The sequence below is a fragment of the Paenibacillus sp. OAS669 genome (assembly GCF_014873645.1).
Taxonomy (GTDB): Bacteria; Bacillota; Bacilli; order Paenibacillales; family NBRC-103111; genus Paenibacillus_S; species Paenibacillus_S vulneris.
Genome location: NZ_JADBDR010000018.1, coordinates 12,086 through 34,907 on the forward strand (window position 1 = coordinate 12,086; position 22,822 = coordinate 34,907).

16 protein-coding genes are annotated in these 22,822 nt (G+C 52.3%); 11 read left to right on the top strand and 5 right to left on the bottom strand.

Features of this window, described 5'->3' with window-relative positions:
- Positions 1–247 precede the first annotated feature (247 nt).
- From GGC63_RS29120 to GGC63_RS29145, 6 genes are all read left to right on the top strand, one after another.
- Positions 248–1,039 (top strand): (2Fe-2S)-binding protein, encoded by a 792-nt coding sequence (locus tag GGC63_RS29120; RefSeq protein ID WP_192705269.1) that lies wholly within the window; start codon positions 248–250, stop codon positions 1,037–1,039.
- Between the two features lie 376 nt (positions 1,040–1,415).
- Positions 1,416–2,738 carry an ABC transporter substrate-binding protein gene (locus GGC63_RS29125; protein ID WP_192705270.1) on the top strand — a complete coding sequence of 441 codons (1,323 nt, stop codon included), beginning with the start codon at positions 1,416–1,418 and terminating at the stop codon, positions 2,736–2,738.
- 291 nt (positions 2,739–3,029) lie between these two features.
- Positions 3,030–3,968, top strand: a complete 939-nt coding sequence (locus GGC63_RS29130) for a carbohydrate ABC transporter permease (RefSeq protein WP_192705271.1) — start codon at positions 3,030–3,032, stop codon at positions 3,966–3,968.
- Complete coding sequence (locus GGC63_RS29135) at positions 3,965–4,786, top strand: carbohydrate ABC transporter permease (protein ID WP_192705272.1); 822 nt, start codon at positions 3,965–3,967, stop codon at positions 4,784–4,786. Before GGC63_RS29130 ends, GGC63_RS29135 begins: the two co-directional genes overlap by 4 nt.
- A 118-nt stretch (positions 4,787–4,904) precedes the next feature.
- Entirely contained in the window at positions 4,905–6,650 is a 1,746-nt protein-coding gene (locus GGC63_RS29140; RefSeq protein ID WP_192705273.1) for a sensor histidine kinase, read from the top strand.
- Positions 6,647–8,155 (top strand): helix-turn-helix domain-containing protein, encoded by a 1,509-nt coding sequence (locus tag GGC63_RS29145; RefSeq protein WP_192705274.1) that lies wholly within the window; start codon positions 6,647–6,649, stop codon positions 8,153–8,155. The genes GGC63_RS29140 and GGC63_RS29145 overlap by 4 nt, the downstream gene beginning before the upstream one ends.
- A gap of 205 nt (positions 8,156–8,360) precedes the next feature.
- Here GGC63_RS29145 and GGC63_RS29150 read toward each other — a convergent pair whose 3' ends face one another.
- From GGC63_RS29150 to GGC63_RS29170, 5 genes are all read right to left on the bottom strand, one after another.
- The gene (locus tag GGC63_RS29150) at positions 8,361–8,738 is read right to left on the bottom strand and encodes a hypothetical protein (protein ID WP_192705275.1); all 378 of its coding nucleotides are present in this window, start codon (positions 8,736–8,738) and stop codon (positions 8,361–8,363) included.
- A 23-nt stretch (positions 8,739–8,761) separates the two neighbouring features.
- Positions 8,762–9,361 carry an HD domain-containing protein gene (locus tag GGC63_RS29155; protein ID WP_192705276.1) on the bottom strand — a complete coding sequence of 200 codons (600 nt, stop codon included), beginning with the start codon at positions 9,359–9,361 and terminating at the stop codon, positions 8,762–8,764.
- Positions 9,362–9,438: 77 nt separating this feature from the next.
- Positions 9,439–11,241: a hypothetical protein gene (locus GGC63_RS29160; protein ID WP_192705277.1), complete on the bottom strand. Its 1,803-nt coding sequence runs from the start codon at positions 11,239–11,241 to the stop codon at positions 9,439–9,441.
- Between the two features lie 6 nt (positions 11,242–11,247).
- Positions 11,248–12,195, bottom strand: coding sequence for a hypothetical protein (locus GGC63_RS29165; RefSeq protein WP_192705278.1), 948 nt, complete (start codon positions 12,193–12,195; stop codon positions 11,248–11,250).
- A complete protein-coding gene (locus tag GGC63_RS29170; RefSeq protein WP_179136222.1) occupies positions 12,188–12,340 on the bottom strand; it encodes a hypothetical protein in 153 nt (50 codons plus the stop codon). Before GGC63_RS29170 ends, GGC63_RS29165 begins: the two co-directional genes overlap by 8 nt.
- A gap of 242 nt (positions 12,341–12,582) precedes the next feature.
- On the opposite strand from GGC63_RS29170, the gene GGC63_RS29175 reads away from it, so the two are divergent.
- From GGC63_RS29175 to GGC63_RS29195, 5 genes are all read left to right on the top strand, one after another.
- Complete coding sequence (locus GGC63_RS29175) at positions 12,583–14,346, top strand: vWA domain-containing protein (protein WP_192705279.1); 1,764 nt, start codon at positions 12,583–12,585, stop codon at positions 14,344–14,346.
- Between the two features lie 23 nt (positions 14,347–14,369).
- Positions 14,370–17,759 carry a tubulin-like doman-containing protein gene (locus tag GGC63_RS29180; protein ID WP_192705280.1) on the top strand — a complete coding sequence of 1,130 codons (3,390 nt, stop codon included), beginning with the start codon at positions 14,370–14,372 and terminating at the stop codon, positions 17,757–17,759.
- A 51-nt stretch (positions 17,760–17,810) separates the two neighbouring features.
- Positions 17,811–20,189, top strand: a complete 2,379-nt coding sequence (locus tag GGC63_RS29185; RefSeq protein ID WP_192705281.1) for a hypothetical protein — start codon at positions 17,811–17,813, stop codon at positions 20,187–20,189.
- A gap of 69 nt (positions 20,190–20,258) precedes the next feature.
- Complete coding sequence (locus GGC63_RS29190; protein ID WP_192705282.1) at positions 20,259–21,548, top strand: vWA domain-containing protein; 1,290 nt, start codon at positions 20,259–20,261, stop codon at positions 21,546–21,548.
- A 306-nt stretch (positions 21,549–21,854) separates the two neighbouring features.
- The gene (locus GGC63_RS29195) at positions 21,855–22,499 is read left to right on the top strand and encodes a hypothetical protein (protein ID WP_225948574.1); all 645 of its coding nucleotides are present in this window, start codon (positions 21,855–21,857) and stop codon (positions 22,497–22,499) included.
- The last annotated feature ends 323 nt before the right edge of the window (positions 22,500–22,822 follow it).

Consider the following 22,822-nt stretch of genomic DNA (forward strand, 5'->3'; position numbering starts at 1 on the left):
CTCGCGATCAGCGGATCATCTTTTTTTACAAATTCGGGGGTTCCCTGCAAAATAGAAAGTGTGTCATAGTTCACGATAAGTTTCGTTGACTAGCCTTAGGCAATCATGTATTTTTATGGAAGAACCCGAATCGTATAAATTTGACAGGGGATGGCATCATGTTTATTATGAAAATGAGAATCGTTTTCACTAATAGACCTATGCGGACGATATGTGTGGTTACCATTAGGAGGGAGCTTCAGAGGTTGTGGATACGGCGTATTATGAAAATCAGTTTTTTGTGGTCTTGGAAGATCAGCCTGGTACGCTGTTCGGCGCATCGCTTTCTTGCCTGAGCAGAAGACAAGGAGCGAGCGCATTCATCCAAACCTATGCTCCGCTGCTCAAGGCGCTGGAGCCCGATGTGGCGGCTGCCTATTTTGCCAGCTGGTTCGGCGGGGTATGTGCGGCTTTCCAATATTCCCTATGGCATGATTCCTTTATCCCCGATTTTTCATTGGACAATATGGAAGTACAGATTTACGACAGCGGCCGCAGGATCGCATTGGCTTTCCGGATGAAGGAGTGGCGGGGGGAACCGCTCACGTGGCCGAACCGGAACGATCGGTCGAAAGAGGCGATGATCCAGTTTTATGGCCAGCAGGTCAAGCCTTTGCTAGAAAGCCTTGCCGGGACCGTTTCCATCTCTTCCGGCATTCTATGGGCGACTATGATCACCCGAATGCACTATGCGATGGACCGCTGGTACAAGGAAGCCCATTCCGAAGAATCGCTCGTCCGGTTAAAGCAGGACATGGACACGCTGCTGCATGGACTTGATCCGGCACTATTCGGACGCTCCCGCAGCCCGTTCGATATCCGGTTCCGGATGATGGAGAATCCGAGAGTTCCCGGGGAACAAATGCGCATCAAGCCGGTATGCTGCCTGGCCTACAAGACGGATACGGATCATGGCTATTGCTATACCTGCCCTCGTCTAACGGAGGCGGAGCGCGAGGAAAAGGTACAGCGGATTAAAATGGAAGCAGGACATGGATAAGCGAGTGGAGCTCATTCTCATAAGAGGATGGGCTTTTTATAATTTGCAATTATAAATTCCTGGTTTCCCCACAAAGTATCTGAATCCTTGCGTGGGGATTTTGTCTGGGGAATCGGAATCCGCCTACTGAAGGCGGAAGGCTTATCTTCTCCGGTCAGGTACAAGGGCTGCGGACGGATGACCAGCTGCCAGTTAATAAATGAGCGCTTCTATTGTAGAATTGCATCATATGTAAGCGCGTTCATTTATGTTAAGATCAATTTCGAAAAGACAACTGCTACAACTACCCGGGAAATGATAATGACTTCAATTGGTCAATGCAGCAGGGGAAGACCTGTTATACCCAAAGCATGGAAACGATAAGGGAGGCCAATTCATGAACAAGAAACTGTGGAGCTCAACAATGTTGGTTTTGACATGCTCTATCGCTTTAGCGGGATGCTCGCAAAGGCAAGGGGGAACGGCCGCGGAGAAGACGGCGGCGCCTGCGCCGACGGCGGATACGGGCAAGAGCAGCTCTCCTGCCGGAAGCGGAGACAAGACAAGAATCACCGTCTATTCGACCGTCAACGACAAGCCGATTCAAGAGGTTTACAAGCAGATCGCAAGCGATTTTGCCAGGGAGAACGGAAAGGTCGATGTCGATTTGCAGTTCCCCGGCACGGAGTACGAAAACATTTTGAAGGTCAAAATGGCCGCGAACGATTTGCCCGATGTATTCGATACTCACGGCTGGGCCATTATCCGGTACGGCAAATATTTGGCCGATTTGAAGGACCAGCCTTGGGCGTCCCAGCTGACGAATACCATCAAGGATGTCGTGACGGACAAAAGCGGCAAGGTTCACGCGCTGGTGCTGAGCGAAGCCAAGGACGGCTTGACGTATAATGCGGATCTCCTGAAAAAATACAACATCGAACCGCCCAAAACGTTCGACGAGCTGTTGGCTGCGGCTGAAAAATTGAAAACCGAAAGCAAAGGCGAAGTGACTCCCTTCTATTTCTCGGGAATCGACGATTGGATGATCGGGCAGTATTTTGATTATTTCGCTACCTCCTTATTGATTAGTCCTAAGGATAACGAAGCGCAGAACCTGCTCGACAAAAAGTTCGACTGGAACAAGTGGAAGCCGCTCCCGGACAAATTCCTGGAAATGCAGAAAAAAGGCTACATCAACAAAGATGTGCTGACGGCCAAATACAGTGACCTTCCCCAGCAGTTTGCCCAAGGCAAGGTAGCCTTCACCCTACAAGGGCCGTCCTTCGCCGATGAGGTTCATAAGATTAAAGCCGACCTGAAAATAGGCTTTATGCCCGTTCCCTCGATGGTACCGGGAGACGCGCCGAACTTCTCGGGCGGCGAGCGCTATACGATGGGAGCGTGGAAGGACGGCAAGCATCTGGACGATGCGAAGAAGCTGATCGCTTATTTCGCGAAGCCGGAGAATATGACCAAGATCGCCAACGCGACGAAGCTTCCTCCCGGACTAAAAGGGGTCGAAGCGAAGCATGAGTTTACCGAGTATTACAACAAATACGCCGATATTCGGGTGTTCCCTTACTTTGACCGCGTCTATTTGCCTAACGGTATGTGGGATGTGATGTGCAAGACGGGAACGGCGCTGCTCGCCGGTAATGTGGATGCGAAGCAGTACAGCGATAAAATGAAGCAGGAAGTCGAGCGGCTTAGTAATAAATAAGCTTTCGGAGGGGCTTTTTGTCCCTCCGGTCAGATTGATAGTCACTTTTGTTTTCAGCAATGGATAGTGGAAGAAGGTGAGGTGTCCCTCGGAAGAGCGATAGCGGCCGCCTTTGTTATCAGGAAATGACCGCTGAAAAACGTATATAATAAAGAATTTCCTGATAACAACAGCGGCTGGAGGGGGATACCTTACCGGATGCCCTGCTATCCTTTTGAAATACTTTGTTCTCATCAATCCCGGAGGGGCATCAAGCCTCTCCGATGCTATCACGGAAGGGTGGAAGCCGATATGGCCCCTGCGCCTATAGAGACAAGCCATCACACGAAGCCGCATCCCCGGCGCGAACGCCGGCGGCAATGGTTTCATTCGCCGGCATGGCTGAACCTGCTGTACGCTCCGGCGCTGCTCTTGTTTTGTTTGTTCATTTTTTACCCATTTCTGAAAGGCATCTCGATCTCCATGACCAATTGGAACGGGTACTCCCAGGAATATAAGTGGATCGGCCTGAGCAACTACAAGCGGATGCTGACCGACCCCGATATGAGCAACGTCATTAAGAACACCCTCATCTACGGCCTGGGGAGCGCCTTGTTTCAGAACATCATCGGTCTGGCTTATGCGCTCTTCCTGAACCGGAATATCCGCATAAGAGGGCTGACCCGTACCATCATTTATTTGCCCGCCATCATCAGTCCGCTCATTATGGGCTACATCTGGTACTTTTTCTTTCAATATAACGGCGGCGCGATCAACGATATTTTATTGCTGTTTCAAGATAAGCCCGTCAATTTGCTGGGCAGTCCCAAAATCAATGTCTGGATCATTACGTTCGTCAACACCTACCAGTACTTGGGAATCGCGATGATTATTTTTTTGGCCGGACTGCAGATTATTCCCAAGGATTACTATGAAGCCGCTACGATCGACGGGGCAGGCTCCTTCGCCAAATTTGCGCATGTAACCTGGCCTCTGTTGGCCCCTTCTTTTACGGTCAGCGTCGTGCTGAACGTCATCGGGGGACTGAAGCTGTTTGACGTGGTTACCGCCATGACGAACAGCGGCCCCGGCTACGCCTCCGCTTCTCTGTCGACCTTGATGTACCAGCTGTATTTTGGCCGGGAGGATGCGGGGTATGCCGCTGCAATCGGCAATCTGATGTTTGTGATGATTTCCATCGTGAGCATCACGGTGCTGTACTATTTGCGAAAGAGAGAGGTGAGCGCGTGAACAGAGCATCGGTACGTTGGGGGGCGGAAATCGTCTCGGGAGTCCTCTGTCTGATTCACATTCTCCCTTTTTATATTCTGATCACAACTTCGTTTAAGGCCATCGACGACCCCAGCTCCAAATGGATCATGCCGGGCTATTTGTATCTCGACAATTTTTTGAATGCCTGGCATGAAGCCAACCTGGCCCGGGCATTTATGAACAATGTGACGGTAACGGCTTTTGCGTTGGCAGGCATTGTCATACTGGGCTCCATCGCTTCCTATCCGTTGGCACGATACCAGACGGGCTGGAACAAATTCATGTACGCCGTCTTTATTTCGGCGCTGATCGTGCCTCCGCTGACGATTCTCGTCCCGCTCTATAAGCTGATGGTCGATATCGGGGGAATGAACCGGTTTTGGGGCATCATTATGCTGCACATTACGTTCAGTCTTCCGATCACGATTTTTTTGTACACCGGGTTTATCGGCACCATTCCCAAGGAGCTGGATGAAGCCGCCATGATTGATGGCGCGGGGAGACTCGGGCTCTTTTACCGGGTGCTGCTGCCCCTCCTGAAGCCGGTGACGGCCACCGTCCTGATCTTGACCGGGGTTACGATTTGGAGCGACTACCAATTCTCCGTCTTTTTCCTGCAGCAGCCGGTGACCCGAACGATTACGGTGGCACTGTCGAGCTTTTTCGGACAGTATAACAATAACATCGGCTGGGTAGCGGCAGGCTCGTTCATGGCGGCGGTACCGATTACCGTGCTCTATTTATTCCTGCAAAAATATTTTATACACGGGCTGTCCTCCGGTGCGGTCAAGGGATAAATGGCTTCAACGCCATCTATAGACATGACGAAATGACGAAAGCGCTCTCTTCCCTCCCGGGATCGTCGTGGTATAAAATGGAGCTATACAATATACCATGGTCGGGATGTGGCCGCTCGTGAATTTGGCGTATTCGATCCGTTCCAAGCTATCCTTGCTGTTTCTGTTAACGCTTGTAATCCCTTTGGCGCTGATCGTGATCAGCGTGCCCGCTTACTACGAGAAGCTGATCGGCGAGCAGACGGCTACACTGACCGAAGGGACTTTAACGGCGCTCACGAACAATATTATGACGTATGTTGATGATCTGGAGCGCATGACGATTACGCCTTATCTGAACAATGACGTAATGGTCGCCTTGAAGCTCAAGGCAAGCCACCAATATGCCATGGCAAGCGATTATGCCAAGATGGAAGCGGAAAAATCCTTAAACCTGATGCTTCCGAAGTTTTTGCGCAATGCGCGTAAAGATATTTTGGCGACTACGCTGATTCCGTATGACGGCTCGGTGTATGTGTCCTCCGCCTTCGGCATGAATGAACCGGTTCCCGGCTATCCGTTCCAGGAGCAGGATTGGTACCAGGAAGCGGTGCGTAAGGACGGGGCCGTTGCTTTTATCAGCGTCCATCTGCAGGATTATCTGAATACGTCCGATGTGAAGCAAGTGTTCTCGGTGGCCCGGCTTATTAAAGACCCCGATTCCGGCAAGCCGTTAGCCGTTATGATGGCCGATGCCGACACGGTCGTGCTTGAAAGCATCATTAAGGATGTGCCGTTCAGCAATAAGGCGATCGTAGTGATCCTCGATAACAACCGGAAGCTGCTGTACGCCAACTATTATGTTTCCCAAGGAATGCTTAGACAGCTGGCCCAGGGTCAGCATGAAATCAAGGGGGACGATGACAGCTATAAGGTCGTCAGCAAAACGGTCGCAAGCTCCAATTGGAGCATCGCCGTGCTGTTCCCGGATTCCGTCGTCAAAGCGCAGCTCAGCTGGATTTACTGGGTTGGACTGATGCTGGCGCTAGGCGGCCTGGTCATTACGCTGCTGCTGTATTTTACCGTATCGCACTGGATTGTGACCCCGTTCAAAAAAATGGTCGTCGTTATGAAAAGGGTCCAGAGAGGCGACTTGCAGACAAGGCTTGCGGTTAGAGGCAAGGACGAGATCGCCCAGCTCGGGATGAGTCTCAACACGATGATTGCCCAGCTGAAGGAGCTGATCGACCGTGAATATCATGCGGCTCTCGGCAGAAGGGAAGCGGAATACCGGGCGCTGCAGTCGCAGATTCAGCCCCATTTTCTATACAACACGCTCAGCGGCTTCATCGGTCTGAACCGGAAGGGGGAGCGTCAGCTGCTGGAAAAAGCGATACTGTCCTTAAGCAGCATGCTTAGATATATTCTGGAACGCAACGATTGGGTGAAGCTGGAGGAGGAGCTGGAGTTTCTCCGTAAATATGGCGAGCTGCAGCAGATGAGGTTTCAGGACAGACTACATTTTCGAATTGAAATGCAGGAGGAGCTCGGTTCCTTCCGCATTCCCAAGCTGCTCTTGCAGCCTATTGTGGAGAATGCCGTGATTCACGGCATCGAGCCCCTGGATCGGCCGTGCTCTCTTGCCGTTACCGCACATACGCGATTCATCGGCGAGGATAACGAGCAGGAATGGCTCGAGATCATCATTCAGGATGACGGGGCAGGGTTCGACCCTTCAAGCGGGCCGGAAAGCGTCGGGTTATCGAATGTAAAGGAACGCTTGAGACTCTCCTTTGAACAGGCGGTGTTTCAGTTGAACAGCGCAGTTGGACATGGAACGCAGGTTAGATTTCAGATTCCGTTGAAAGGCGGGGACAGAGGATGAATATCGTAATCGCCGACGATGAGGCCCTGGTTCGGTCCAGCCTGACCAGCATGCTCGAAGAGATGGAAGGCTCCTGGAACGTGCTCGGCGAGGCCGCGAATGGGGAGGAGCTGCTGGACCTGGTTGGGCGCTGCCTGCCGGATATCGCTATTGTGGATATCAAGATGCCGAGACTGAGCGGCCTCGAAGCGATCCAGCAGGGGAGGCTGTTGTCCCCGTTGACCCAGTGGATCATAGTAAGCGGGTACTCGGAATTTTCCTTTGCCCAGCAGGCGCTGAAGCTGGGAGCATCGGAATATTTGCTCAAGCCGGTCGATCCGGAGGAGCTGCAAAGAACGCTTCATCGGGTTTATGCGAGCAATCAGCAGTATATTGCGTTGTTGAATCAGCAGTTCGAGAATACGCTGTTCAATCTGTTTCATGGTCTTACCTCGATTACGGCGGAGCCGGAGGATAGCTTGTTCCATCGCGGCAGCTTCCATGGAACCTTCGTCTGCCTGGATTCCTCCTTGCCGGCGAATCAACAGATTGCCCTGCAGCATGAGCTTTGCCGCACTGCACGAAGCCTTATGAACGCTTCTCTCGGCTGCGGCATGAATATCGGTATCTTTGCGCTGCCCGGCGGCGAAATGGCGTCGGTAAGCGCATGGGAGCCGGATAAGGGAATTGAAGCAAGACAGCGGGTAGTGAGCTATCAGGAAGCGCTGGAACGGACGCTGAATACCTTGAGCGGGAATGCGGCATCCGTTACGCTGATGCAAACCTCGGAATGCCGAGGCCTTCAGGAGCTTGTAGACCAGATGGGGCGGCTGCAGCGATGGGCGGAGCTGCGCCCTGTTCTCGGGCTGAGCCGCACATGGCTGACGGAGGAGCTCGAGCCGCATGCGGAGCAGGAAGGGAAGCTTAAGCTCGGCAGGCTGATGATCATGGCAAGCCAGCAGTTCAAAAACAAGCTGTATGTCCAGTTTCAGCAAACGATCGGTGAATTGGGGCAGCTATGGGGCCGTACGGGCCTGTCCCGGGACCATCAGGTTGAGCAGGCCCTATTGACCTACATGGGCTGTGTTTTTCCTCGGGACAGTGAAGCAGCGTCTGTTCGCACGGTTGAGGAGGGGTTCCGGTACCTTCAGGCGCTTGGCGACCGTCAGCTGCTGGGACCGCAAAGCATGGAGCAGCCGATCGATTGGGTAGAACGGGTCATTGCCTACATCGAGAGCAGCTACATGAAGGATATCGGCATCAGTCAAATCGCGGCCGATTTGAACGTGACGCCTAACTATCTAAGCACGCTGTTTCATAAAAAAACCGGATCGACCTTTATGAAATATGTCACCCGGCTGCGGATACTCAAGGCCAAGGAGCTGCTCGCGGATACCGGCCTGCAGGTACAGCAGGTTGCCGAAAGCGTCGGGTATTACAGCACAAGGCATTTCACCAAGCTTTTTACGGAAATGGTCGGTATGTATCCTTCGGACTATCGAAGATCCAGACAGACTTCCCCATAACCTTTATGAATCGGCGCGGCTTCTTCCCGGTCATCGTCTACCGGCGGAGAAGTCTTTTTTTGTATGGGGGCGCCCGGCTATGTACACCAAACGAATCGGATCTCCTGCTTCATACCGCATACGCGCCGAGCATAGTATGCTGCTCCTGATGAATGAGCATTTAGCAGAGAGCTGTCTCTCTGAAACGAACCTGCAGGCTCTGCTATCAGGGACGAAGCCGATAGTAGCAGGCTCGGGGCAGCGATTCCAGCTCCCTCAAGGCTTCTTGGGCCGCTGGGTTTATGCTGCTTAACGGAAGGCCGCCGACTAACGGCTGCTTGAGGTATAGCTTGCGGATACCGACCTTTCTTGCCCCCGGATCCGTCTCGCCGCAGCTTTCTATTTTGTGAGGCTCTCTGAGTACAACGCGCAGTATGGCGCTTAATTCCGGACAAGCATCTGCGGCTGATTGCAGCAGTGACAGCAGCTCAGCGTCAGTCATTTGCGCAATAGCCAGCTGCATGCCTGGCCGTTCATAGCAGAACAAATGAACAGCACGGGACAGCAAATCATCCATCGCCAAAAACTGTGGATGCAAAAACATGAGGTTATCGTTGACTACGGCGTTCAGGAGATGGAGGGCCGTTTCTTCATCGGTATCAATGTAATGTGAAAGCGGATGCGGTCTACGATTTCCGACGGAGGGAGCTTATACAGGCCGGCCATATAGGTATCCCGCGCAAAGCTGTCGAGATGGTCAATTCCCAGCCATTCGGACCGGTGCGTCAATGGGGAGTCGGAGTTCAGCAGCTCGATGATCCGCTGCGGCGATAAGCCGTGGCGGGTTAAAATCTCCGAAACCGGCGGTGCCGCAATGGCCTCTTCCGTCATTTGATGGTGGCTTATCCCAAGCGCCTGCTCTATCGTGTGAGAAAAAGGAAGATGTCCGATATCATGCAGGATGGCGGCGGCATGCCATTCACGCTGACCAGGGAAAAAACGGCGCAGGAGCGCCCAGACACCGACCGTATGCTCGAAGCGGAAATGGGTGACAGGACTGAATAAAGCACCTGCGCCATAATGATGCAGATGCTTTAATCTTCTTACTGCTGGGCATTGAAACAGCTCTCTTTCGAAAGGCTCCGGGTGAACCGTCAGCTGATAGAGCGGCTCCCATACGGAATCAAGCCCGAATGTTTGTTGAATAGGGACATAAGTCAAGGTCATTTGCACCCCCGGTTCCAATTTATGGAGAAAGAGTTACATTATAATGGGTTCCGCAAGGTTTGTAAATGACCTTTTCTTTATGGAAGAGGACGCCGATTGTCCGCTTCGGTTTTCGCCGGCTCGCTCGATGTGAGGGCGGTCACCGTAATTTTGTAGGCGGTTGCGGTCTGGGAGGAGCCGACACTCACACGGCTTTTATCGACATAAGTACCTGTGACCGTAACTGGCCCCGGCTTGAATTTCATGCTGCCGGTCAAGAGCACATAATCGTTATTCAGCTGAACGACGGCGGTGTCTCCGTCCACAGACACTATGGTGCACGGAAAGCGAACAAGAGAGCCGATTTTTTGCTTCGGAAGCTCACTCAGCGCAATATCCGCCGCCTCCGTTTTCATTTTGGATACGGTGTACTGGCCGTCCTTGTACTCGTAGTACGTCTTTTGTCCGGCAGGCTCTCCGGCTGCATGCTCCGCTGCCAGTATGCCTGGACGTTCCTGAACGAGCCCGTCGGCTTCAATGTCCAGCAGCTTGCGCAGGTCCGCCGACTGGGCTTCATAGACTATATATCTGGCTTTGCGCTGCTTGCTCTCCGCTTCGATCAGAAGAACGGGAAGCCCGCGCATCGTAAATTGATCTGTCAGCGTGATCGATTTGATATTCTGCTTCCCGTCAATGGAAGCCGCCGCTTGATTGATGCTTTGATCCGGCATCAGCCGCACCAGGACGACGGATTGATTGTCCGCAACGGCTGCCGCAGCGAGCTGCGAGCCCCATAGGCCTTTGGCGCTCGCGATATTCGTGAGCTTGACGTTGGCATCCAGCGCTTTGCGAAGCAGCTGCGAAGGATCGGCCTGGAGCCAGCGAAGCTCCGCATCGCGAATCTCTTTGCTGGTGTCCTTATAGCTGTTCAGCACCGTATAAAGCTCAATCGCTTCGGCGAATTTTTTGGCGGATACGAGCTGCTCGGCTCGATTGAATTGGCCCTTCATGGCATTTTGGACATAGGTGCTGAGCTTGGTTCGGGAATCAGCCAGCTCCTTGACGCTAAGCACCTTTTGCGAATTATCGATAAAGGCTTTCAAGTCGGTTTTCTTCAGCATCGCCGCAAGCGAGTTCTGTATATTCGTCTCTATCAATGGCCCAAGCCATTCCGCTTGAATGCTATTGGATGTGTAAAATTTGCGGATTCGCACCGCTTCATCCACGGCTTCGCCGAACGATTTTTTCTGAAAAACCGACTCCATGCGGGCCTGATCGTAGGCTTTCAGCCGTGACGCAAGCTCCTGCTTTTTCGTTTTTTCATCCTTGAAATAGGCGGCCGGGATTTGCGCCAAGTAAGCAATCGTATTTTCGTTATCGAAAGCCTTTTTGGAAACAGCGGTTTGCAGGCTTTTTAACAAGCCTTCCTTTACGCCGGCAAAAGCCTCCGTTAGCTGCTTCTCCACTTGGTAAGCGGCTTCGGCATCGGCAAACCGTTGTTGCGCCGTTTCGTCCCGGGACGAATAATCCGCTTTAATGCTCTGATAGGAATCGTATGCCTTGACCAGCGTCGGCACATCGTTGAGCGGAACGGCCGATTGGATGTCCGATACGATCGACATCAGTCCCCGTTTGAGCTCGGTTGCCGGGCGCAGCGCTTCCAGCGCCGCATCGATCTCCCGGTTTTTATAATTGATCATCGTGTTGGAACGGGCCTTCTGGTACAGCGCCTCTGCTTCAAGATCATGGCCTGCGGCTTGCTCCTTCTCCGCTTGGGCATACAGGTCCACCTTCACCCAGCTGGCATAGCTCTTGAAGCCGGCCAGGCAGACCATAAGCGCAAGCAGAAGAGAGGAGGCGTACAGGTATCGGCTGGAACGGTGATACATCGAATTCGACATCGCCTGCTACCCTCCTAAACCTTGGGCTTGAAATTCGGGATCCGAGCCGTATTTCTGCTGGACGATGTCCCTTGTTCTGGCATACAGCTCCGGCGCTTCGTTCTGGCTGTCCTGAAGCAGGCGCGAAAGCCGGAGAAGCCGGTCACGCGGCAGCTCGTCGATAAAGGCAGTGACCAGCTCCTGATACTGCAGCACATAAGCCTTCACGCGGAGAGCGGCGCTGGCGGCCAGCGCCAGCGTCTCCCTGCCTTCAGGCAGCGCCTCGATCAGGACGCGATATTTCCACACGTAGCTGAGAGTGTCGCTCTTGATCAGCTGCGGGTTCACCTTGCTGACCTCGTGCAGGTAACGAACAAACTCCTTGTCAAAATCGTCGGGAATCAGCTCCGACAGCTCCAGCTCCATATCTCTTCGCAAAATAAAATGGTTCAGGCACATCAGCTTGAGCACCTTCACCTGATTGCCCTGGATCAAATAGCCGATTTCCCTCAGCTTTTCATAGGCAAGCTTATATTCTCCCGCCTTCAGATCCTGTCCCGCGTCCTCTACATCAAGCAGCAGCCCGTCTCGGATAGAGCGGTGCTCCTCCGCCAGCAGCTGGTGAAGCAGCCGTTTCTCGATAGACGGGGCGTACTTGCGGTTCAGCAGCAAATAGCCTGCGGCCAGAACAAAGCCTCCGGCGATAGAAAGAATCATCTGAGGGCCGCTCTCGGCCAGGAAAAAAGCGGCCAGGCAGATGGAGAAGACGATCATGGAGTCTCTCCAGGCTCCCCGGCGGCGCACCGTACCCACGAGCTCCTGCAGCGATTGAAATTTTCCTTCCGCACCGCATTTCAAGCAACGGTCATGCCAAAGCACGGAATAAGAACCGCAACCTTTGCAATGTTTCAAACGTTCAAATGCATGGCGGGTTACGACGGATTTGCGGAATTGTACGGGAATTTTGCTACTCATGTCGCTCACCGTTGTTGTTCAAGGCTTGAATAAACCCGGCGTCGACAGCATTTGACGATACTTCCCGCTGCTTGGATGTATGAAAGTAGACCCAACGGACGGCAATAAAAACGGCGGCAAACGCAATTCCAATAAATGTCGGCATGGTTTTCTCCTGATATCAGATTCTCTTAGTGGAATTTTACATACCAAAAAGTTAATATGTTAGTAGACATAATATACAGCATAACTCCCACTTCGTTCCACCTTTGATTGTCTATTGACAGCGAAACGGCTCGAACAAAGGCGATCGGGCAGCGAAGAATGCGAGATTTGCACGGCTGCAACAGGAGCATAGAATGCTTCGTTATGTTAAGTAAACCATCTTGCTTTGGAGGAATCAACACCATGAATAAAACCAAATCCATCATCCGCTTGCTTTCCGCGACGCTGCTGTTGCTTCTTACCTTGTCGCAAGCGGCATGGGCTGCCGATACGAACAGCGATACGAAAATCGACGCCGTGCTATCGGTAGACGTCAGCACCTCGATGAACGAGAGCGACGTCAACAAAGTAAGCTATGAGGCGATGAAAATGTTCGTCGACATGGCATCGGTCCAAGGGGACAAAATCGGGGTGGTTGCTTATACCGATCAGGTGCTCAGGGAAAAGGCACTTCTGAAGATGAACAGCATGCAGGATAAACAAGACCTGAAGTCGTTCATCGACCAGCTGACGAGAGGACCTTATACGGATATTGCCGTTGGCGTCAGCGAAGCGGTCAAAGTGCTGGAATCGGGCTCCGAGCCGGGGCATGTTCCGCTCATCGTGCTGCTGACCGACGGGAACAACTCCCTCAATGCGGGCAAGTCGCAGGATCAGTCCGATAAGGTGCTGAACGACGCGGTGAAGAAGGCCAAGGACAAGGGCATTCCGATCTATACGATCGGCCTTAATGCCGACGGGCAATTGAACAAGGACGCGCTGGAGCGCATCTCCAAGGAGACGAACGGCAAGCTGTTCGTGACGAGCACGGCGGACGATCTCCCGCAAATCCTGAGCGAGATCTATGCCAGCCACTTGAAGCTCAAGGTCGTTCCGCTGACGGGCTTTACGGCGAACGGGCAGTTCCAGGACGTAGCGGTCAAAATCCCGAATTCCAGCGTTCAGGAAGCGAATATTTCGATCATGTCCAGCAAGCCTGTGGAGGTCAAGCTGTTTAACCCTTCGGGTCAGGAGCAGGCGGTGCCTTCCGATAAGATCGTCTATTCCACCTCTAACGCATACTCGCTGATCAAAATTTTGAATCCGGTCCAGGGAGATTGGAAGCTGCAAATCAAAGGCGTTCCAAAAGAAAAAATCAATATCAATTTAATTTATAACTACGATTTGCAGGTGTCGATGGAACTTTCGTCGTCTATATCTTATGGGCCTGGTGTAACCGTGCCTGTCAAAGCGTATTTGCAGTCCAACGGACAGAACATTACGGACACCGATTTGTACAAAAATGCGAAGTCGACGCTGATCGTGACCGATCTTGATACGCAAAAAACGCAGGAGATTCCGCTGACTACGTCGGACAAAGGCATTGAGGGCTCCATGAAAATCGCGGATGCGCATGATTACGAGCTGAAGGTAAAGGTAGAGAATGCCAACTTCGTGCGGGAATCCCAGCCTGCCAAGGTATCGGCCAAGTCGGGGGCTAAGGCTGCAACGGACAACGGTGCGGCTGCGGAAGCCTCCAAGACGAACTGGGCGGTTACCGGCGGTTGGATTGCCGGAGTGCTCGTGCTGTTAGCTGCCGCATGGTTTGCCTTCTCCGCCTGGAAGAAAGCGAACAAGGGCTTCGTCGGGCAGATTGTCCTTGAAATCAAGGATGAAGATACCGGAGAGCGGACGAATCCGCAGTATAAGAAGCTGAATGCGTTCAAGGGCAAATGCCAGCTCCACCAGCTGCTGCAGCTGGCTCCTGAGTTTGCGGAGACCAGGGAAATCGTATTGAAGCCTGGAGCCGGCGATAACGTCGTGCTGTACAACGAGTCGGGCTGTACGATTGAAAAGGGCGGCCGGGTATTCGACGCATCCAAAGGAAAAGAGCTTAAAAATAACGATCGAGTCAAAATAACGCTACAAAATGTCAATAAATCGATTACTCTTGAGTATTTAAAATAGTTCCGTATACGGGAGGACATACCATGAAAGCAGTAGTCAGAGAGCATATACAACAGCTGGATGTATCGCTTGGCGGAGGGATTATCAGCGATAAAATCCGCGTAGATACGATAGACAATCCGATGCTGATCATCGGTCTCGGCGGCACGGGCATCGATGCGCTGCTCCGTTTGAAATACCAGATCAACCGGCGGTTCAAGCTGCCGGAGGACCCTTTCACGAAGAAGAAGAAGGAGAAGCCGAACAACGTCGAGTTTCTAGCCTTGGAGACGAATGAGCATGACCGCAACAAGAAATATAAGGGAATCGGGCTTGATCCGCTGACGGAATTCGTGCTGCTCTCCAACGCCGAAATCGGCAGCGTCCTGCAAAACCGCAGCGTGCTGGAGGACTACATAAAGGAATGGCTGTCTCCCGAGCTGACCATCACCGACGGGATCAACGGAGCGTCGGGTGTCAGACAAGCCGGCCGTCTCCTGTTGTTTACCAAAATCGTTCAAGTCGTTCAAACGATCGAACGGAAGATCAAGACGCTGTCGGTCGGCACGAACAAGAAGCTGATGGTGTTCCTGCTGACAGGCTTATCGGGAGGCACGGGCAGCGGCTGCTTCCTGGACATCGCTTATATCGTACGCGGTATTATTGAGCGGGACTTCGGCTCTGCCGGAGTCGATAAGGTGAATTTGCTCGGCTATCTGTTCACACCGGACGTGAATCTGGCGAACAAGAGCTTGACTGAGCATTCCCGCGAATATATCAAGAAGAACGGCTATGCGGCTTTGAAAGAGCTCGATTACTGGATGAACGTGGATGAGCGCAATGAGCGCTTCAAGCAGCAGTACGCCAGCATTTTGAACGTCAATTCGCCTATGCCTCCGTTCAATCTGGCGCATTTGATCTCCGCGACCAATCTCGAGGGCAAGCTGCTGGAAAATGCGTACGATTACTGTATGAATGTGACGGCGGAAAATATTACGAACTTTATGGCGAGCGAGGACAAAAGCTCCGGCGAAGAATTCGCGATCCACGATTATATCAGCAACATTCGCACGAACATCAATCAGATGCCGAAGGCTTATGCCGCTAACTATCAGTACAACATTTTGGGCGCATCCTCTGCGGTGCTGCCGATTGAAGAAATGACGACTTACTTGGCTTACAAAGTATTTCAGCGCATGGAAAAAATGTTCGAAGCGGGCCCATCCCAGGAAGACGTGGAGAAGCTGGCTCACAAGCTGGGCATCGACCCGGATTCGATTCATCGGGAATTCGGCCAAAGGGTGCCGGAGCCGATTCCTGGCTACCAGAACAGCGAGCGCCTCAGCTACCATAATGTGATCAAGCAGCAGACGGTCAACCTCGATACCGAGCTGGAGCAAAATTTCCTGTCCCGGGCGCGTGAGGAATACATCAAATGCCGTAAGCAGCTGCCGGGCGAGAAGAAGGAGCTGTTCACCGAGCAGGTGACCAAAATCTTTAGAAATCCGGAGCAGGGACCGTTTTACGTGTCGCGTATCATTTTGCAGGATAAAGGCTTCTGTCTGCTCAAGCTGATCTCCTCCTATATCGAATCGTTGAAGGAGAGCATCTACCGCATTCCGCGCGATATCGAATCCGCTGAAGAGAGCTCGGAGCAGAAGATGACCGAAGCGCGCAGCGCCTTCATTTCCAAGGACAAGAAGAAGGATGCGTTTATCGAGGCTAAAATTCAGGAGTATTTGCTGCACGCCGACCGCGAGCGCATGGAACAAATGGTGGAGTTTTACGAGGATCTGTACCATTTGATTAATCAGGAAAATTCCCGCATTTATCAGGTGTTCACGGAGCTGTTAAACGAGCTCAATAAAATTTTCGAGAAAAACGGCGATATCCTGACGAACGGACAAGAAGAGGTAGACCATAAAGGAAACCGGACGTACTATTGGAACGTGGTCAGCGTGCCGGACATCGCCAAGCTGATCAACCAGGTGACCGACGAGAAGAATGTGAATGACTTGATCCGCGACTTTACGAACGAGCTGCTGGTGAAGTCCAATCAATGGATCAAGGAGCAGGAAGTGGATGTCGTCAGCTCGATCTCGGAATTTTTGACGGACCATTTCGGGGATCTGATCACCAAGTCGATGGAAGAGTATTTAATCATCAAATACGGCAACGACGATTCCATCGAGAAGCTTGTGGAGCAGAAAATCTCAAGCCGCCTGTACGAGGAGGCGAAGCCGGTTTTCCATCTGAGCAACAGCTCGGGTCATTTCAACTTCCCATCTTGGGGCTTCGTTTCGGTACCGGTTAAAGCGCCGAATATTTTCAAGGGCATCCGGAATTTCCAGGATCACGCCATTGCCAACTCTCGCTTCACGATCAAAGAGAGCGAAGTGAAGAACCGGATTTTCTGGCTGAACACCCAGAACGGGATTCCGCTGTTCCTGTATACGCCGCTTAAAGTGTATGAGACCAGCTACGAGAATACGATTCTGGAGCCGGAAGGCATCGGACGCCACCTTGTACAGACCGATAAGGTGAACTGGACTTACCTGCCGTCGCCAATCCCTGAGAAATCCTGGGGAGATACGTATGACAACAAGCGGGTAAAAAAATATAACACGGAAGTGCGCGAGCTGTTCGATCAGATGGTGGCTTACCGCTGCATCAGGGAAAAAGGTGAGGACAGCGGCACGATCAACCGGTACGAGTGCGTGTTCACGAAGCCATTTGATGTAGAGCGTCACCTGGAGTCATACCAGCTTCAGCTCAACTCGCAAAAGCCGAACTTAGGAGAGCTGCAGCGCTGCGTATCCGATTTGAAACGGATGCTGGAGCAGGGGCTTCCGGTTGAGAGCACCAAGGATATTTTCGGCAGCGTGAATGAGGAGCTGGCCAAGGACAATTTGATTCGTTCTCCAGAGCTGCTGAAGCGAGTGAAGGAAGAATGGCGCAAAATGAATTCGATCACCCTCAAAATCGAGGAGCTCGAAAGGCTGCTCGGCACTCATAAGGATGAGGAGAAATTGATGCAGCTGTTTATCGATGCGTCTTATACGCTCACCATTCGCAAAAAAGGCGCCTTGTACGTCTACGACCATGATGCAGAGGAAGATCCTTGGGAGCCGTTCATCAACCTGATGCAAAGCAACAAATTCGTAGAATACGAAATCTATTCCAAGATTCGCGGCCTGGATGAGAAGAAACGGAGCCTGTTGCAGCGCAAAGCAGCCAAACGGAGCCAGCAGCTGACGGCTTCGGCAGATATCAGCGAGCTGCTCGCAACGCTTCAGCAAATGGCTGAAGCCTATGCGGAGGCCAAGTCGGCCCTGGACTATGACCGCGTGGAATGGGAAAACGGTGAAGACATGTACCAGTTCTATAAGCTGGTATCCGGTAAAGTAAGCGATATGGTGAGAAGCCTGAAATAATGAGCTTTTGCCCGCTTTGTACAGAGCTGTGAAAGGAGGGAGCAGAGGACTATGCGCGACGCATTGCTAGCATTTGCAAATGAATATGACGCGGAGATGGACAGCCTGGGGAGCAACGACGATGAGCTGCGCAGCATCAACCATCCTCTCGTCTTCCTGTTTCTTGGCGACAAGACGGAGGAGGCGCTTCAGCAGATCCGCAAGCTGAACGGGAACCAGTGGAACAACAGTGACGGGGTTGTCTATCTGCATGTAGGGACGAAGCCGGTGGAGTCGGATGATAATCTGTACTCCTGGACGCTGCCTGCCCTGTCAGAAGACAAGAAGACGGTGCGCACGAATACGCACAGGCAGTTTTATCTGGAGGAAGCCAAGCTGCTGGAGCTGAATGTGCTGCTTCGCCGGATGAACAGCCGGATTGCCCAATTCGGCCGGATGTATTCCAGCCTGCAGCGTTTGAATATTGCTGTCATTACTCAGCTGGACGACCCTTGCAACGTGCTGTTACCGGAGCTGACCGTGCTGGCGAGGACGATATTCGGGGAACAGTTCCGCTCCGTAATGACGGACCTTTATGGGTTATTGGAGGAGAAGCAGGTCGGGGAGACCTATGCTTTCTCCTCTTCGCTTGGGGTCAGCTTTTTACGGGAAGTGGACAGATACCAGGACAGAGCTTACAGCTTCCAGGGGATGCTCCAGGTGACGGGGGAAGGCATCCGCATGCCGGTTCAGCACGGTCCCGCCCCGCTGTTTGATACGGTATACCTGCTGAGCACGAAGGACGAGAGGGGCCTGTTCGCGGACAGCGGAATGCGGGGGAGCTGCGAGATCGTTTGCAGTCTCAATCTGCTGAAGAACCGGATGGCGCCGGAGCAGACGGACCCGCAGCATGGTATTTATAACCATCAGCAGTTCAGGCAAAATATGATGCCGCCGGATGGAGATAACCGGTTTTACGTTTCGGCGGGTCTATCCAAGGTGAAGCGGCCGAATCAGCCGATTGCTTTGACCGTTCTGTACCATTGGTACCGGGTTGTTTTGGAGCGGCAGCGGGAGCAGGGCCAGGTCGACCGCAAAGAACTGATTGAACTGTTGGAGCTGGACGATCAGCGGTCAGACCAGACGATCCGCACTCTGATGGAAGAACCGGCCAAGGCGGCAGAGGGGATGTACGGGCTGCTTTATCATTCCGTTTCCCCGGGACAATGGAGATCGATGACCTACCGGGAAGCGGAGACCGCCTTGTTCGGCAGCAATGCCCGGGTCTTTTTCGACACGAATGTAGCCCGGCGGGTCGAAGCGGCGCTTCTTCAACGGGACTATGGGCGTCAATTGGAGCGGCGGTTTCAGGAGCGCGTTATTGAGAACCCGCGGTACGGGGTCCTTGGCGGCTATGCGTGGACTTCGGAGGCGCCGGATGAGAACACGGTCATGCCCGAGCTCAGGAGGCAGCTGAAGGAAACGGACGCGCTGCTGGAGCAGTGCGCCATGGATCTGGAGCTCCGGTATGAGGAGCAGGTAGATCCGCATTCGGGCGAGCGGGTATCACTGTGGAGCCGTCTCACCAATCAGGTTCCGTTGAAGCAGGTTGTGAAAACCGTTCTGGACGATATTTATGGAATGAAGCTGGATATGCTCTATTACCAGGCGAAACGAAGTTTGCTGGAGCAATACATCCAGAAGCTGGAAGAGCTCCATGTTCGGATGAAGCAGTATGTTGAGCAGCTCCAACAGATAGAGAAGCAGCTTCGTGATGCAAGCCGCAGCAGTATTTCCTTTACGAGCGACTATTTGGGGCGCAATATTAACGAGTATTACGAGTATGTCGTGAACCAGGTTACCAAGGAGCTGGAGGAGCGCCGCGGACCTCATTTTTATTGGGAGGAACGGTGTCTCGGGAATGTTTCGAAGCTGCTGATGCAAGGAGAGGGGCAGCTGCTTCGGAAGCTGATGGAATCTGTGAGGCACCAAGTATTCGTTCATCCGCTGTTCCATCAATCGTTTGAAGAAGAGCTGCTGCAAAGAGCCAACGTGGTGACCAGTTACGATAACCGTGCCGTATTGTCCAAGGAAGAACTGTTCCGCGATCTGTATGCGACCTTGGAAAGCGAGGCGGCTGTGCGGGCGGACGTCTATCGCTCCACGCATCGTCACCGGTATGAAGAAAAATATTTGTTCGGCGACTTTCAGAGCGAATTTATTCAATACGCGTTTGCCGTCGATCGCGGCAGCCGTACTTACAAGCTGGGCTGCGTTCATGAGAAGAAAGCGAGCGGCATCGAGAAGCTGAATATGATGGGCGGCTTCCGGCTGGACGACTTCATGTACTACAGGAACGGCAAGCTCTATTACGATACCTATGTGGAGAACGGCTTCCAATTTCATAGAATGGAAGAAGCGGATGGAAAGCCGGAAGCATCGAGCCTATAGGTGGGATTCCTGACACACACACAACAATGGATTCCGATAGACTTTAAGCCGTAGAAAGAGGGGGACAAGGTGAAACAGCGAAAATGGAACGCGCTGATGACATTGATGAGTCTCATTGGCGGGCTGCTGGGCTTTTTCATCGGGGAAATCATATTAAATCAATGGGAAGGCCGGATGCATGAGACGCTGCTGATAGGCCTGTACTTCGGACAGTTCGCCCTTGTCGTCGGGCTGTTCTGTTTGATCGCTGAGATCATTTCGCCCCGTTTGAACGGGAATAACTGGCGCTTGCGCTATGCCGGGGACGGATGGAAGCTGCTTGTTCCAGGTACTCTGGTTATGCTGTTTGCCGCGGGGGCGTTGTTCCAGTTCCTTTACGGTTTTTCGATAGAGAAGAAGGATACGCCCAAGGATTATGTTCTACTACTGGATATGTCCGAAAGCATGAAGGAAACGGACCCGAACAAGCAGAGCATTCAGGCCGCACAGTCGTTTATCCAACGGATGGACCGCAGCGAACGGGCTGCGCTGTTTACCTTCAATGAGGGAGCCAAGCTAAATTTTCCGCTGACCAAAATAACGGATGCGGGAGTCAAGAATCAGTTGTCCTCTAAGCTGGCGGAGGTTGATGAGCCTTCCGGGCAGACGGATATCGGGAATGCGTTGAATACCGTCATGGATTATTTGCATAAAGAAGGCGATCCGAAGCGCAGAGTCGCGGTGATTCTGATCTCGGACGGATACAATCAAGTGAATTATTCTAAGGTATTGGCGCCTTACATAGAGGAGCGTATTCAGGTTCATACGGTCGGCATTCTTCCTAATGATGACAGAGGCAATGAGGTGCTTAGAAGGATTTCCAACGATACGGGAGGAACCTTCCAAAATGTGCAGCGGGCGGATCGTGTATCATTGGCTTTCAATCAAATCTATGATTCGGTTCAGCACCGGCACCTGCTTAACGAACGCGTCGGCGCTTCTTCGGCCGATACGTATTACGCCGTACTGCGCGTAGTTTTGATCACGCTGCTGGGCACATTGCTGGGGCTTTCGCTAGGCATTGTCTTCGATAATCGCTATTTGGCCAAAAGCTTCATGATTGGAGGCACGGTGGCCGGACTGCTTGCAGGCTTGATCCTAGAAAATGGTCTGCCTGGAGCCGATTATCCTTCGATCTACCGGGCTTTGGCGGATACAGTGCTTGCGCTGGTTCTTTCGCTGTCCACGATGATCGTAGCCGTCCGTCAAGACGAGGACAGAAGCAGCGGATTTCGCGGCGGACGCAGAGGACTGGCCGTGAAGGAACAGAGCCGTTTTGGTGACCGAAACGAGAGCAGAGTCGGCAAGCGATTTAGATAGGTGAAATGAATGAAGTTGAGGCTCTTAAAGATTCAGATGATGGATGATGGACAGAGGTGGGGTATCCCTTGGAGGAGCGATAGCGTCCGCCTTTGTTGTCAGGAAATCGCCGCTGTAAGGAATATAAATAAAATTTCCTGACAACAACAGCGGCCGGAGGGGGATACCCCACTGGAGTATCATGTACCTATCTGAATCTTTATAGTTTTCTCCAACGGACTGAGCATACGAAGTCAGTTTAATCTTCCGGATTAAACTCTTAGCGAATGCTTACGAAGCCAGTTTTCTCCGAAAACTCTTAGGAGGATGATACATTTGCAATGGGACGAACCCGGCGATCCTTACCGAATTACGAAGGCCGCGTGCCAGCTGCAGGATGGAGATTGCCTGTTAACCTGGCAGTGGCCTAAGGATGTCGATTACGTATATATTTACAGCTTTCCCGACGGGGCCGAGGAAGCACCGGAACTCCTGACACCGAAGCAGCTGAAGCTGTTCACCCGCGAGGAATATAAGGCGAAAGCCGGGTACCGGGAGCGGGTCGATTATATCGGTCTTCGGGGATACCGTATCTTTCCATGCCTCCGGAGCGACGGCAGCCTAACACTGCTCAGGCAAACGGACGATGCCAATGTCGCACGCATGAACGGGGGAAGAGCCAAGATTCGCTGCTCGGTCAAATACGGCAGCAAACTATTTAGCAAGTATAAAAGCGCGCGGATCGAGCTGTTTTGTGAAATTGCCGTTCCTCAGGAAGCGCTCTGCTACGTGAAAAAAGAAGGGGCCGTTCCGGCTCACAAAGATGACGGCATCGCGTATCCTTTCATGGATGACTTTCCTGTGGGGCGCACGGCTCTGCCTCAAATTGAAATCGGCAAGAACGATTATATCAAAGTCTTTTTCACAGATAGCAAGCGATACAGCGAGCAATATGCTTTGATGTACGAGTAAAAGGCTCTTGTATTTTGGTAACTTTGGACGAGAGAATCGCGAGAAGCAATAGACTCTAAAAACTTTAAATTCGAGCTTACGTCGTAGGCTCGAAACATCGAGAAACCTTTTACCAGAAAACTGTTGTAGGTATAGGTGGGGTGTCCCCTGGAGGAGCGGTAGCGTCCGCCTTTGTTGTCAGGAAATCCCCGCTATAAGGGATATAAATAAAATTTCCTGACAACAACAGTGGCCGGAGGGGGATACCCCACCGGGGACCGTAGCAAGTTTTCCAAACCTGCAGGTTTCTTGATTCTTTTAACTCAGCTAGTTTTCTCCGAAAA